This window comes from Micromonospora humidisoli (assembly GCF_016900955.1).
GTDB classification, from domain to species: domain Bacteria; phylum Actinomycetota; class Actinomycetes; order Mycobacteriales; family Micromonosporaceae; genus Micromonospora; species Micromonospora wenchangensis.
Map to the genome: position 1 here is coordinate 185190 of NZ_JAFEUO010000001.1, position 13689 is coordinate 198878.

12 protein-coding genes are annotated in these 13689 nt (G+C 72.8%); 6 read left to right on the forward strand and 6 right to left on the reverse strand.

From position 1 onward, the window contains the following. Position 1: 1 nt before the first annotated feature. The 3 genes from JQN84_RS00810 to JQN84_RS00820 all read right to left on the reverse strand — a co-directional run bounded on the left by JQN84_RS00810 (position 2) and on the right by JQN84_RS00820 (position 3207). A complete protein-coding gene (locus JQN84_RS00810) occupies positions 2-1792 on the reverse strand; it encodes an N-acetylglutaminylglutamine amidotransferase (RefSeq protein ID WP_204956496.1) in 1791 nt (596 codons plus the stop codon). A 229-nt stretch (positions 1793-2021) separates the two neighbouring features. Continuing rightward, positions 2022-2684: a peptide-methionine (S)-S-oxide reductase MsrA gene (gene msrA / locus JQN84_RS00815; RefSeq protein ID WP_204956497.1), complete on the reverse strand. Its 663-nt coding sequence runs from the start codon at positions 2682-2684 to the stop codon at positions 2022-2024. A 109-nt stretch (positions 2685-2793) separates the two neighbouring features. After that, on the reverse strand, positions 2794-3207 hold the full coding sequence (locus JQN84_RS00820; RefSeq protein ID WP_204956498.1) for an HIT family protein: 414 nt from the start codon (positions 3205-3207) through the stop codon (positions 2794-2796). A gap of 112 nt (positions 3208-3319) precedes the next feature. Here JQN84_RS00820 and JQN84_RS00825 point away from each other — a divergent pair, with 112 nt between their 5' ends. The 3 genes from JQN84_RS00825 to ilvA all read left to right on the forward strand — a co-directional run bounded on the left by JQN84_RS00825 (position 3320) and on the right by ilvA (position 7189). Then, positions 3320-4459, forward strand: coding sequence for a cystathionine gamma-synthase (locus tag JQN84_RS00825; protein WP_204956499.1), 1140 nt, complete (start codon positions 3320-3322; stop codon positions 4457-4459). Positions 4460-4476: 17 nt separating this feature from the next. Continuing rightward, positions 4477-5886: an amidase gene (locus JQN84_RS00830; RefSeq protein WP_204956500.1), complete on the forward strand. Its 1410-nt coding sequence runs from the start codon at positions 4477-4479 to the stop codon at positions 5884-5886. Between the two features lie 82 nt (positions 5887-5968). Next, positions 5969-7189, forward strand: a complete 1221-nt coding sequence (gene ilvA / locus JQN84_RS00835) for a threonine ammonia-lyase (RefSeq protein ID WP_204956501.1) — start codon at positions 5969-5971, stop codon at positions 7187-7189. A gap of 42 nt (positions 7190-7231) precedes the next feature. On the opposite strand, the gene greA is transcribed toward ilvA, so the two are convergent. Together greA and JQN84_RS00845 are read right to left on the reverse strand one after the other, a co-directional pair. Then, positions 7232-7732 carry a transcription elongation factor GreA gene (greA, locus tag JQN84_RS00840; protein ID WP_204928278.1) on the reverse strand — a complete coding sequence of 167 codons (501 nt, stop codon included), beginning with the start codon at positions 7730-7732 and terminating at the stop codon, positions 7232-7234. A gap of 140 nt (positions 7733-7872) precedes the next feature. Continuing rightward, entirely contained in the window at positions 7873-8307 is a 435-nt protein-coding gene (locus JQN84_RS00845; protein ID WP_204956502.1) for a DUF4307 domain-containing protein, read from the reverse strand. Between the two features lie 179 nt (positions 8308-8486). Between JQN84_RS00845 and mca the strand changes: the two genes are divergently transcribed. The 3 genes from mca (at position 8487) to JQN84_RS00860 (ending at position 12410) form a co-directional block, all read left to right on the forward strand. Next, positions 8487-9368: a mycothiol conjugate amidase Mca gene (gene mca / locus JQN84_RS00850; protein WP_204956503.1), complete on the forward strand. Its 882-nt coding sequence runs from the start codon at positions 8487-8489 to the stop codon at positions 9366-9368. A 49-nt stretch (positions 9369-9417) separates the two neighbouring features. Beyond that, positions 9418-9693 carry a hypothetical protein gene (locus tag JQN84_RS00855; RefSeq protein WP_204956504.1) on the forward strand — a complete coding sequence of 92 codons (276 nt, stop codon included), beginning with the start codon at positions 9418-9420 and terminating at the stop codon, positions 9691-9693. 269 nt (positions 9694-9962) lie between these two features. Further along, a complete protein-coding gene (locus tag JQN84_RS00860) occupies positions 9963-12410 on the forward strand; it encodes a putative bifunctional diguanylate cyclase/phosphodiesterase (protein WP_204957259.1) in 2448 nt (815 codons plus the stop codon). A gap of 156 nt (positions 12411-12566) precedes the next feature. Here JQN84_RS00860 and JQN84_RS00865 read toward each other — a convergent pair whose 3' ends face one another. Further along, positions 12567-13601 (reverse strand): phosphatidylinositol-specific phospholipase C domain-containing protein, encoded by a 1035-nt coding sequence (locus JQN84_RS00865; RefSeq protein ID WP_204956505.1) that lies wholly within the window; start codon positions 13599-13601, stop codon positions 12567-12569. Between the last annotated feature and the right edge of the window lie 88 nt (positions 13602-13689).

The window sequence follows — 13689 nt, forward strand, 5'->3', positions numbered from 1 at the left end:
GTCAGTCGATTCCGTGGCTCTGGAGCCACATTTCCAGAAGTCCCAGTTGCCACAGTTTGTTTCCGTTCAACGGGGTCAGTTCGGCGTTCGGGTCGGCGAGCAGCGCATTGACGTAGTCGGCACGGAACAGGTCGCGGCGGCGGGCCTGCGGCGCGGTGAGCGCGTCGCGGACCCGGTCGAGGAGCTTGCCCTCCAGGTGGGTCAGGCCGGGCACCGGGAAGTAGCCCTTGGGGCGGTCGATCACCTCGTGCGGCAGGACCCGGCGGCCGATCTCCTTGAGCACGCCCTTGCCGCCCTGGGCCAGTTTCAGCTCGGGCGGGCAGCTCGCCGCCAGCTCCACGAACTCGTGGTCGAGGAACGGCACCCGGGCCTCCAGGCCGTGCGCCATGGTCATGTTGTCGACCCGCTTCACCGGGTCGTCGGTGAGCATGATCTGGGTGTCGATCCGCAGGCCGGCGTCGACGGCCGTCTGCGCCCCGGCCCGGCCCAGGTGGGCGGCGACGAACTCGCGCGCCGGGTCGCCGTCGGCCAGCCAGGCCGGGTTGAGCACCCGGGCCAGCCCGGCCGCGTCCCGGTCGAAGAACGCCTTCGCGTACGAGTCGAGGGCCTGCTCCCGGTCGATGCCGGCCAGTGGTGGGTACCAGTGGTAGCCGCCGAGGATCTCGTCCGCGCCCTGCCCGGACTGGACCACCTTGACGTGCTTGGAGACCTCCTGGCTGAGCAGGTAGAACGCGACGCAGTCGTGGCTGACCATCGGCTCGCTCATCGCGGCCACCGCCGCCTCCAACGGCGGCACCAGGTCACCGGCGGCGACCTTGAGCTGGTGGTGGTCGGTGCCGAATGTCTTGGCCACCAGGTCGGAGTAGACGAACTCGTCGCCCTCCCGCCCGCCGACCGCGTCGAAGCCGATGGAGAAGGTGGACAGCCCGGAGCGGGTCTGCCCCTCGCCGGCCAGCAGCGCCACCACCAGGCTGGAATCCAGTCCGCCGGAGAGCAGCACACCCACCGGCACGTCGGCGACCATCCGCCGGCGTACCGCGGTGGTCAGTGACTCCAGCAGGGCGTCCTCCCAGTCCCGCGCCGACCAGTCGGCGTGCGACGCGTCCCGGGTGAACGACGGGTCCCAGTAGACCCGCTCGTGGGTGCGGCCGTCGGGCTCGTAGACCCGGACGGTGGCCGGGGGAAGCTTGGCGACCCCGCGCAGGATGGTGCGCGGCGGCGGCACGATGCTGTGGAAGCTGAGGTAGTGGGCCAGCGCCACCGGGTCGATGGTGGTGTCGATCCCGCCGCCGGCCAGCAGGGCGGGCAGGGTGCTGGCGAACCGCACCACGCCCGGCGTCTCGGCCAGGTAGAGCGGCTTGATGCCGAGCCGGTCCCGGGCCAGCACCAGCCGGCCGGTGTCCCGCTCGGTGATCGCGACGGCGAACATGCCGATCAGGTGGTCGACGAAGTCGAGCCCCCACTGTGCGTACGCCTTGACCACCACCTCGCTGTCCCCGGAGGAGAAGAAGCGGTGCCCCAGGGCCTGCAACTCCTCGCGCAGCTCGCGGTAGTTGTAGATGCAGCCGTTGAAGACACCGGTGAGGCCGGCGGCCGGGTCGACGATCGGTTGCCCGCTGGCGGCGGAGAGGTCGATGATCTTCAGGCGGCGGTGCCCGAGGGCGGTGGCCCCCTGTGACCACACTCCGCTGTCGTCGGGCCCCCGGTCACTCATCGTGGCCGCCATGCGTTCCACCGCCGACACATCGGCCCGGGAACCGTCACGGCGGAACTCTCCCGCAAGTCCGCACATGCCAGCCAATGCTGCCAGAGGTTGTTGCACTTCGCCTGTTGAGCTGATGTCGGCCGTGTTACGGGATTGCTAGCATGTGCGCCACTCACCGTGACGGCCCCGCGTGGGCCGACGTTCCTGCCCGGTGCCCGGCCGGTGCCCGATTCGCCCCGGGCCCACGATGTGACAAACACCGCAGGCCCGGAAAACGGCCGCCGGGCGGGTCGCCCGACGGCCGGACGTCGGCAGCTCAGCCGGCGGTACGGGCCACCCCGACCGGGCAGCTCAACCCGTTCGGGCCGTGGTTGCAGTAGCCGTTCGGGTTCTTCGTCGGGGCCAGATACTGCTGGTGGTAGTCCTCGGCGAAGAAGTAGTCGCCCAGCGGGGCGATCTCGGTGGTGATCTCACCCTTGCCGGCCCGCGCCACGATCGGCGCGAACGCGTCCCGGGACGCCTGCGCGGTGGCCAACTGCTCGTCGGTGGTGGTGTAGATCGTCGAGCGGTACTGGCTGCCGACGTCGTTGCCCTGGCGCATGCCCTGGGTCGGGTCGTGGTTCTCCCAGAACACCTTGAGCAGGTCCTCGTAGCCGATCACGGCGGGGTCGTAGACCACCTGGACCACCTCGGCGTGCCCGGTCATCCCCGAACACACCTCCTCGTACGTGGGGTTGGCGGTGTAGCCGCCCGCGTAACCGGCCGAGGTGGTCAGCACCCCCGGCAGGGTCCAGAACAGCCGCTCGGCGCCCCAGAAGCACCCCATGCCGAAAACGGCGACCCGGGCGCCCTGCGGGAACGGGCCCTTCAGCGACGACGCCAACACCTCGTGCCGGTCCCCGATCGGCATCGCGATCGGTCGGCCGGGCAGGGCCTGGTCGGGGCTGATCATCTCGGCCTTCATGCGGCGAAGGAACACGGTGGAACTCCTCTCGTACCTCTCCCCGCATGCAACACCGGCGGGCCCGCCTTCCTTACCCGCTGCGTCCCGGCTCTCGCCCCCGGGCCTCGCCGAATGTCGGCGGGCCTCAGGCCAGGGCGGCGGCGACCCGCCCGGCGTAGGAGGCGGCCTCGGTGTCGTCGTCGTAGCGGGTACGCGGCCAGAAGAAGCCGCGCAGGCCGTCGCCCTTGGTCCTCGGCACCACGTGGGTGTGCAGGTGCGGCACCGACTGGGACACCCGGTTGTTCATCGCCACGAACGTCCCACCGGCCCCCAGACCGGATTCCACGGCCGCCGCCAGGCGCTGCACCAGGCCGAAGTAGCCGGGCAGGTCGGCCGCCGGCAGGTCGGTCAGGGTGACCAGGTGGGTGCGGGGCACCACCAGGACGTGCCCCTTGAACACCGGCCGGGTGTCCAGGAACGCCACGCCTCCCGGCTCGTCGGCCACCCGGAACGCCGGCACCTCACCGGCCACGATCTGACAGAACACACACCCGCTCACCCGCGCAGCGTAAAGCCCCACGCGCCCACCCACCACGCGCCGGGGCGCAGGCGCGGGTGAGCCGGGACGGGTTCCGGCCGACCGGTGGGGGCGGCGGACTAACGTCTGCGGGATGAGTCACGGCTTCGAGACGCTCGCCATCCACGCCGGCCAGGACCCGGAGGCCCGCACCGGCGCGGTGATCCCCCCGATCTACCAGACCAGCACGTACGCCCAGGACGCCGTCGGCGCGCCCCGGCAGGGCTACGAGTACAGCCGCTCCGGCAACCCCACCCGCGACGCCCTCCAGGAGTGCCTGGCCGCACTGGAGGGGGGTCGGGTCGGGCTCGCCTTCGCCAGCGGCCTGGCGGCCGAGGACACCCTGCTGCGGACGGTCTGCTCGCCCGGCGACCACGTGGTGATCCCCGACGACGCGTACGGCGGCACGTACCGGCTGTTCGCCAGGGTCGCCGAACGGTGGGGGCTGACGTACACCCCGGCGAAGGTCTCCGACGTCGACGCGGTCCGGGCGGCGATCCGCCCCGAGACGAAGATCGTCTGGGTGGAGACGCCGACCAACCCGTTGCTCGGCATCGCCGACATCGCCACCCTGGCCGGGGTGGCGCGCGAGGCCGGGGCGCTGCTGGTGGTCGACAACACCTTCGCCTCGCCGTACCTGCAACAGCCGCTCGCGTACGGCGCGGACGTGGTGGTGCACTCCACCACCAAGTACGTCGGCGGGCACTCCGACGTGGTCGGTGGCGCGTTGGTCGTCGCCGATCCGACCCTCGGCGACGAGCTGCGCTACCACCAGAACGCGATGGGCGCGATCAACGGCCCGTTCGACGCCTGGCTCACCCTGCGCGGCATCAAGACCCTCGGGGTACGGATGGACCGGCACTGCGACAACGCCGAACGGATCGCCGCCTTCCTCGACGGGCACGCCAAGGTCGCCCAGGTCATCTACCCCGGCCTGCCGTCGCACCCCGGGCACGAGGTGGCCGCCAAGCAGATGCGCCGGTTCGGCGGAATGATCTCCTTCCGGGCCGCCGGCGGCGAGGAACACGCCGTGCAGATCTGCAACCGGGCCCGGCTGTTCGTCCTCGCCGAGTCGCTCGGCGGGGTGGAATCCCTGATCGAGCACCCGGGCCGGATGACACACGCAAGTGCTGCCGGCTCGCCGCTTGAAGTTCCCGGCGATCTCGTGCGACTGTCTGTCGGCATCGAGACGGTCGACGACCTGCTCGCCGATCTGGAGCAGGCGCTGGGCTGACCGCGGGCTGGGAAGAGGTGGCCGTGCAGGACATCATGCCGACCTGGGTGGGGGCGACCGCCAAGCAGATCGCCCGGGGCGTACGCCGGGGTGACGTCTCCGCCACCCAGGTCGTCGCCGACCACCTGGACCACGTCGGCCGGGTCGACGGCGCCCTCTCCGCGTTCCGGGTGGTCCGCGGCGGCGAGGCGATCACCGAGGCGGAGAAGGTCGACGAGCAGGAGGAGTTGGCGAACCTCCCGCTCGCCGGGGTGCCGGTGGCGGTCAAGGAGAACACCCCGGTCGCCGGGCTGCCCACCTGGAACGGGTCGGCCGCCGCGCGTACCGCGGTGGCGGAGGCCGACCACGAGGTGGTCCGCCGGCTGCGCGGCGCGGGCGCGGTGATCCTCGGGGTGACCCGGATGCCGGAGCTGGGGCTCTGGGCGATCACCGACGACGCGTCCGCCGTCACCCGCAACCCGTGGGACGTGCGGCGTACCCCCGGCGGGTCCTCGGGTGGGGCCGCCGCCGCGGTGGCGGCCGGCCTGGTGCCGATCGCGCACGGCAACGACGGGCTCGGGTCGATCCGCATCCCGGCCGCCTGCTGCGGCCTGGTCGGGCTCAAGCCCGGCCGGGGCGTGGTCCCGTGCCAGCTCGGCGCGGAGGACTGGTTCGGGCTGACCGAGCACGGCATGCTCACCACCACGGTCGCCGACGCCGTAGTCGGCTTCCAGGTGCTCGCCGGGCGTCGCCCGGACAAGCTGGTCCCGCCGTCCCGGCTGCGGGTCGGTGTGTCGCTGCGCTCGCCGGTGCGTGGCGTCGCACCTGACGCCCCCAACCGGGACGCGGTGGCCGCCGCCGGCCGCCTGCTCGCCGCGGCCGGCCACGACACCGTGCCCGCCGACCCGGTCTACCCGACCTCGCTCGGCCTCCAGGGCATCGCCACCTGGCTCGCCGCCGCCGCGGCCGACGTGCGGGCCGCCGGCATCGACCGGCGCAGCCTGCAACGGCGCAGCCGCCGGCACGTCGCGCTGGGGGAGTGGGCGCAACGCCGGGGGTACGTGCGGGAGGCCGACCGGGCCGCCTGGCGGGACCGTTCGGTCGGCTTCTTCACCGACCACGGGGTCGACCTGCTGCTCACCCCGGCGCTGGCCGGACCGCCGCCGGAGGCCACCACCTGGTCCGGCCGCTCCTGGCTGGCGAACATGCGGACCAACATCCGGTACGCCCCGTTCGCCGCCCCGTGGAACGTCGCCGGCCTGCCGTCGATCGTGGTGCCGGTGGGTCGCCGGCCGGACGGCCTGCCCGTCGCCGCGCAGCTGGTCGGCCCGCCCGGCTCGGAGCTGCTGCTGCTCGGCGTCGCCGGGCAGTTCGAGATGCAGGCCCCGTGGACCCGGCACGCCCCCGGCTACCCCCGGGTCGACACGGGTTCCCCTGCCGTCACCTGACCACCCGGTGAGCGCCTCGTCGCCGCTGGTGGTGGGCGGTGTCGCCGCCGGTCGTTGCCGGGGCGGGTGGCACGATCGGGGCATGACGGAACTGGTCGACCTCGCCGACGTACGGGCCGCCCGGGAGCTGCTCGCCGGGGTCACCCGGACCACTCCGCTGGAGCCGTCCCGACCGTTGAGCGCGGCGCTGGCCGGGCCGGTGTGGCTCAAGTGCGAGAACCTGCAACGCGCCGGCTCGTACAAGGTGCGCGGCGCGTACGTGCGGATCTCCCGGCTGTCGGCACGGGAACGGCAGCTGGGCGTGGTCGCGGCCAGCGCGGGCAACCACGCCCAGGGGGTGGCGCTCGCCGCCGGCCTGGTCGGCACCCACGCCACCGTCTTCATGCCGGTCAACGCGCCGCTGCCGAAGGTGGCCGCCACCAAGGGGTACGGCGCGCGGATCGAGCTGATCGGCAACACCGTCGACGAGTCGCTGGTGGCCGCGCAGACCTTCGCGGAGCGCACCGGCGCGGTGTTCATCCACCCGTTCGACCATCCGGACGTGATCGCCGGGCAGGGCACCGTCGCACTGGAGATCCTCGAACAGTGCCCCGAGGTCGAGACGATCATCACGGGGGTCGGGGGTGGTGGCCTGATCTCCGGGATGGCGGTGGCCGCGAAGGCGTTGCGGCCCGACGTGCGGATCATCGGCGTCCAGGCGGAGAGCGCCGCCGCGTTCCCGCCCTCCCTGGCCGCCGGGGAACCGGTCCGGCTGCCGGCGTTCGCCACGATCGCCGACGGCATCGCGGTCGGCCGGCCCGGGGAGATCACCTTCAACCACGTCCGCAAGCTGGTCGACGAGATGGTCACCGTCGCCGAGGAGGACATCTCCCGGGCGTTGCTGATGCTGTTGGAACGGGGCAAGCAGGTGGTCGAGCCGGCCGGTGCGGTGGGGGTGGCCGCGCTGCTCGCCGGTGCGGTGCAGGTGCGGACCCCGACGGTGGCGGTGCTCTCCGGCGGCAACATCGACCCGCTGCTGATGATGCGGGTGATCGAGCACGGTCTCGCCGCCGCCGGCCGCTACCTGCGGGTCACCGTCCGCTGCTCGGACCGGCCCGGTCAGCTCGCCTCGCTGCTCACCGAGATCGCCGAGCACCGCGCCAACGTGGTCGACGTGGAGCACCAGCGGGCCAACCCGCACCTGCGGCTCGGCGAGGTGGAGGTGGCCCTGTCGGTGGAGACCCGGGGCGTCGAACACTCCGACACGCTGATCAGCGCCCTGCGGGCCAGCGGCTACGAGGTGGTGCTCAGCGCGGAGGCGTGAGCCCCACGCCGCCGGGCCCGGTGGACCCGGCGGCGGTGCGGCTCAGCCGGAGAACGGCTCGAAGCTGACGATGGTCACCTTGATGTCCGCCCCGCTGGGCGCGGTGTAGGTGCACGCCTGGCCGGGACGACCGCCCAGGATGGCCTTGCCGAGCGCCGACTCGGGACTGTAGACCGTCAGCTCGGTGGTGGCGGCGATCTCCCGCGACCCGAGCAGGAACGTCTCGGTGTCACCCTCGTCGTCGTCGAAGTAGATCGTCACGACCATGCCGGGCGACACCACGTCGGCCGTCGGGGCCTCGCCGACCTGGGCGGTGCGCAGCAGCTCCTTGAGGTAGAGGATCCGGCCCTCGGCCTTGCCCTGCTCCTCGCGGGCGGCGTGGTAGCCACCGTTCTCCCGCAGGTCGCCCTCTTCCCGCCGGGCGTTGATCTCGGCGGCGATGACCGGCCGGTTGGCGATCAGCTCGTCGAGCTCGGCCTGGAGGCGGTCGTGCGCGTCCTGGGACAGCCAGGTGGCGGGCGCCTTGTGGTCATTGGTGGACACAGGCGTACTCCTCGGATGTGCGTGCTGGCTGACAGGTGACTTACCAACCTACCAGTGGCCCGCACTGCCGGGCGTCGTCGATCACTCGGTCGGGGGACGGCCGGCGGCCCGCCGCGACGTCGGGTCGGTCCCGTCGTCGCTCAGCCGGCGGGACGGCAGCGGACGACCTCGCCGATGAACGGGCGTTCGGTGGTGGCGACCCGGTGCCGGGTGGTGACGTGCCGCTGGCCGGGGGCGGCGGTCACGGTGACCTCCTCGTGGCCCACCTCGGCCCCGGCGTGCGAGCGGGCCCGGACCAGGCACACCGCCGAGCCGCCCGCGGGCACGGTCACCCGGAAGTCGACCTGGACGCCGGTGTCGCTGACGTCGGTGTAGGTGATCACCTCGGGCTGGTATTCCGGGTCACCGTAGCGCTGGTAGAGCTGCGTCGCGGCCAGGACCAACCCGGCGATCAGCATGGCCACCAGTGCCCAGCTCAGCGCCGGGTGTCGACGCCTGGGCTCCCGCCTGCGGCCGTACCGGCCGGGCGGGAACACCGGCGCGGCCGAGGGAACTGTGGCGTGCGTCTCGGTCACCGGCGGGTATCTCCTGGCGTTGTTGTCGGGGGTATCGGCAAGAATGACAGGGTCCATCTTCCCAGCCCGGGGCCGAGCCCGGACCGGCAGGTCGGCAACCGCGCCGGCAGGTCACCGCGGCAGGTCGGGCGAGCGACCCGGAGCGGGCCGCCGCCGGGCACAGACGAGGAGCGCCCACGTTGGCAGAGAAGCTGCGTCTCATGGCCGTGCACGCACACCCGGACGACGAGTCCAGCAAGGGTGCCGCCACCATGGCGAAGTACGTCGCCGAGGGGGTGGACGTGCTGGTCGTGACCTGCACCGGGGGTGAGCGGGGCAGCGTGCTCAACCCCAAGCTGGACCGCCCCGAGGTGTGGGCCAACATCGGCGAGATCCGGCGGGCCGAGATGGACGCCGCGCGGGCCATCCTCGGCGTCGAGCAGGCCTGGCTGGGTTTCGTCGACTCGGGCCTGCCCGAGGGCGACCCGCTGCCGCCGTTGCCCGAGGGGTGCTTCGCCCTCCAGGACGTCGAGGTGGCGGCCGGGCCGCTGGTGAAGCTGATGCGGGAGTTCCGCCCGCACGTCGTCACCACGTACGACGAGGAGGGCGGCTACCCGCACCCCGACCACATCATGTGTCACAAGATCAGCGTGGCCGCGTTCGAGGCGGCCGGCGACCCGACCCGTTACCCGGAGCTGGGCACCCCCTGGCAGCCGTCGAAGCTCTACTACGACATCGGCTTCTCCAAGGGCAAGCTCCTGGCCCTGCACGAGGGCACGCTGGCCGCGGGCCTCCCCTCGCCGTACGAGGACTGGCTCAAGCGCTGGGACGAGCGGCCGGACAAGGGTTCGCGGATCACCACCCGGGTGGAGTGCGCGGAGTACTTCCCGGTCCGCGACGACGCGCTGCGCGCCCACGCCACCCAGGTCGACCCGGACGGCTTCTGGTTCCACGTGCCGATGGAGATCCAGCAGCACGCCTGGCCGACTGAGGACTTCCAACTCGCCCGCTCGACGGTCGAGTCCCCACTGCCCGAGTCCGACCTGTTCGCGGGGGTTCGGGAAGCGGCCCATGCCGGGTGACCGGCGGCCGGGGCTACGCTGACACTCCACCGCACATCGGAGAAACACCATGCTGAACGCTGTCCAGGTGCTCGCGGAGAACAACTTCGGTGACACCCGCACGGGCGGCCTGGCCGGGCCGATGGGCCTCTTCCTCATCGTGCTGCTCGGCACCGCCACCGTCCTGCTCATCCGTAACATGAACTCCCGGCTGCGCCGGCTGCCCGACCGGTTCCCCCACCAGGGTGGTCCGGTCGGGACCGATTCGTCTGCCACCGGCCCGTCGGACGCGACGACGGGGCAGGAATCACGTACGAACCCGCCCAGCGGCCACCAGCAGCCCTGAGTGGGGTGACCGCAGCGTGAATCACGTCGATCCGGGTCGTCGCCCCCTGTTGCGGCCACCCGGATTGGCTTAGCCTTCCGCCGGGGGACGAAAGTCCCTGAGCCGTGCGCGGGAGGGGGTGCCATGACCGTCGTAGCCGCGTTCGTCCGTCGCGCCGTCGACGGCCCCGCGGACGGAGCCGGGCGGTGACCTCCGGCAGGGCCGGCGCGTCCGACGACGGGTCGACGCCGACGGAGACTCCGCTGCGGGTGCGCGTCCTCACCCTCGCGGTGACGGTGACCGCCCTGGTGGCGGTGCTGGTCGGCCTGCGCCTGCCCACCGCCCTGCCGGCCGACGATCCGCTCCCGGCCGTCGCCCGGTTCGGCATCGTCGCCGCCGTGTTCGCCCTGGCCCAGCTCGCCCGGCTGCGCTTCCGCACCGCCACCGGCATGGTGAGCATCACCTGGGGCGAGGCCGCCCTGATCGGCTGCCTCTACCTGGCGCCGGCCGGCTGGCTGCCGGCTGCCGCGCTGCTCGGCACCGGCGCGGCCTGGACGGCGATGTCGCTGGCCGCCGACCGTCGTCCTCCGGTGGAGTTGGTCCGGATCGCCGCCTCGCTGACCGCGGCCACCGCGCTCGCCGTCACCGTCGCCACCGCGTTGGGTGAGCCGTTCCTGGCCGGCCCCACCCCGACGCTCGTGCCCGCCCTCGTCGCCGGTGCGGTCACCTACCTGTTCACCACCGCCGGGCTGGGCGCGGCCACCCTGGCGCTGCGGCACGGCGTCGCGGTCGGCCCGGCGCTGCTCGTCGCGCTGCGCGGCAAGGTGCTGATGTTCGTCGGCAACGTGATGGTCGGGTTGGTCGTGGTGGCGTTGCTTGAGGTCGACCCGCGTTGGTTGCTGCTGCTCCCGCCGCTGCTCTGGCTGCTCCAGCAGACCTACCGGCACCGGCTGCGCGCCGACCAGGAACAGCGCACCTGGCGCGCGTTCGCCGAGGCCACCGCCGCCCTCAACCAGCTCGACGAGCGGGGGGTGGCCACCGCCGCGGTGACCGGGGCGCTGGCCCTGTTCGGGGCGGAACTGGTCGACGTCGACGTGGCCCGGGCCGACGGCCGGTGGCGGCGTTACCGGGGGGATTCCTCCGGCCGCCTCCGCGACCGGGAGGCCGGGCCGCCGGCCGGCGCGGCCCCGGACGCCCACGAACTCGTCCGACCGCTGGCCGTCGGGGACGTCCGGGTCGGCCAGATCCGGGTCCGGTTCCCCGTCTCCGGGCCGCCCGACGACCGGGAACGGGACGCGTTGGCGGCCTACTCCGACGCCCTGGCCGCCGCCCTGCACGACGCGGCCACCCACCGGGAGCTGCGCCTGGTCAGCGCCCGCTCGTCGTACGACGCGGTGCACGACGCGTTGACCGGGCTGGCCAACCGCACGGCCATGTTGAGCAAGGGCGACCAGGCGCTGCGGCAGCTCGCCCACGATCACCCGGTGGCCCTGCTGCTGCTCGACATCAACCAGTTCAAAGAGGTCAACGACACCCTCGGGCATGCCGCCGGTGACCAGTTGCTGCGGCTCACCGGCAACCGGCTGGGCACCCTGGCCCGCCCCGGTGACCTGCTCGCCCGGCTCGGTGGCGACGAGTTCGCGCTGCTGCTGACGTCGGTCCCGGTGATCGGCGACCGGGCCGCCCCGATGGCGTACGCGCTGCGGCAGGCCCGGGAGATCGCCGAGCGGCTGGCCGCACCGACCGAGGTGGCCGGGGTGCGGATGTCGGTGGAGGTCGCGGTGGGGGTGGTGGTGGCCGGGGCGGGCACCGCCGACCTGACCGAGCTGCTGCGCCGGGCCGACATCGCCATGTACCAGGCGAAGGAGGGCGGCGGCAGCGTCGCCGCGTACGACAGCACCCGGGACGCGGCCAGCACCGACCAGTTGGCCCTGCTGGCCGAGCTGCGGGAGGCGTTGCAGGCCGACGACCAGCTGGTGTTGGCCCTGCAACCGGCGGTCGACCTGGCCACCGGAGCGCCGACCGGGGTGGAGGCACTGATCCGCTGGCAACACCCCCGGCGAGGCTGGCTCGGCCCGTCCGACTTCATCCGCCCGGTGGAGAACAGCGAACAGCTCGGCACGTTCACCCGGTACGTACTGGACAAGGCGCTCTCGGTGGCCGCCGACTGGGCCCGGGACGGGCTGGACGTGCCGATCTCGGTGAACCTCTCGGCGCGCAGCCTGCTCGACCCACGGCTGCCCTCGGAGATCGCCGACGCGTTGCGCCGGCACCAGGTGCCGGCGCACAAGCTGGTCCTGGAGATCACCGAGACGGTGGTGATGAGCGAGCTGGAAGTTATCGACGAGGTGCTGGCGAACCTGCGCAGGATGGGCGTCCAGCTTGCCGTCGACGACTTCGGCACCGGCTTCTCGTCGCTGTCGTTCGTGACCCGGATCGCGGTGGACGAGCTGAAGGTGGACCGGTCCTTCGTGATCCGGATGGCCGACTCGCCGGAGGCGGCGGCGATCGTCCGGGCCACCGTCGGACTCGCCCACGAGCTGGGGTTGCGGGTGGTCGCCGAGGGGGTGGAGACCGCCGAGCAGCGGGCCGCGCTGGTGGCCCTCGGCTGCACCGCCGCCCAGGGCTACCACTTCTTCAAGCCGATGCCCGCCGACAAGATCGGCGCGGTGCTCGGCTCGCTGCGCGACTCCGCCGAGTCGAACGTCTTCCCCCTACGCGCCGACGGCGCCTCCTAACCCACCCCACCCCCACCCCCACCCCCACCCCCACCCCCACCCCGTCGATCATGGAGTTGTGGTGCCCTGGAAGCGCCCAAATCTACACAGAGCGACCACCGAAACTCCATGATCGACGGGGTGTGGGGGTGGGCGGGGTGTGGGGGTGGGGGTGGGTCAGCCTCGGGGGAGGACCTCGGCGACGACCGTCGGCAGCGCGGCCCAGTCGGCGGAGGCGACGCTGGCGTGGGCGGCGGCGAGCTGGGCGAGGCGGGCGCGGGCGGCCGTGGCGTCGGTGTTGCCCACCGCCGGTGGGACGTTCTGCGCGTCGGTCATCACCAGCAGGTAGTGGTTGGTGTCGTACCAGGAGGTGTCGATGCCGCCGGTGACGTACGCGCTGGCGTCCCCGTCGAACAGCACGAACCACGGGCGCAGGGCGGTATCGGCGTACCTGGTGCGCGGGTCGCCGGCCTGGGCGCGGTGCACCGCCGGGAACGCCTGGGCCTGGCCGAGGGTGCCGGCCGCCGCCAGGCCGACGAGGTGCTGGGCGTACTCGATGTCGGTCCACAGGGTGTCGGTCGGGTTGCCCTCCTCGACGGTGCCGGGGATCAGCTCCACGATCACCTTCCCGGCGAGCTGCGCCCGGGTGGGCCAGGCGTTCGCGCGGGCGGCGGCGTCCAGGGTGGCGTACCCGCCGCGCAGGTCGGCGGGGCGGAACACCCGGCTGCCGAGCCGGGCGGCGAGCACCGCGTCGAGCTGGACGGGTCCCTGCCCGGTACGGCTGCTGAAGCCGGTCTTCAACTCCAGCTTGAGCTTGAGCGGCCCGGCGTCGGGGTGAGCGTCGAACCAGAGTCGGATGTCGTCCAGGCAGTTCTCCAGGTTCTTGTTGCGGGTGCCGGTGTAGAGCTGCGCGGGGGTGGTGGCGGCGACACAGTTGTTGTCGTTGCCCAGCGGGTTGGAGTGGCTGACCCGCCACTGCTTGGTGATGATGTCCGGCCAGACGTCCAGCTCGATCAGGCCGGGGCGGGCGTCGAGCGCCTGCGCCAGATAGGTGTACGTGCCGCGTTCGTACGCGTTGTGCGTACCGACCACGGTGGTCGCCGAGACCCGGGTGCCGGGGTCCACCGCGGCTGAGGCGGGCGCGGCGGTGGTGAACACCGCCGCGACCACCGCGACCGAGGTGAGCGCCGACAGGAGACGGGAACCGCGCATGGGGACCTCCTCGCGGCCCGGTGCCGATCACCGGACCCGAACAGATCAAAGTCGATGAATGTGAACGGGGGAAGACCCGATATCGGCG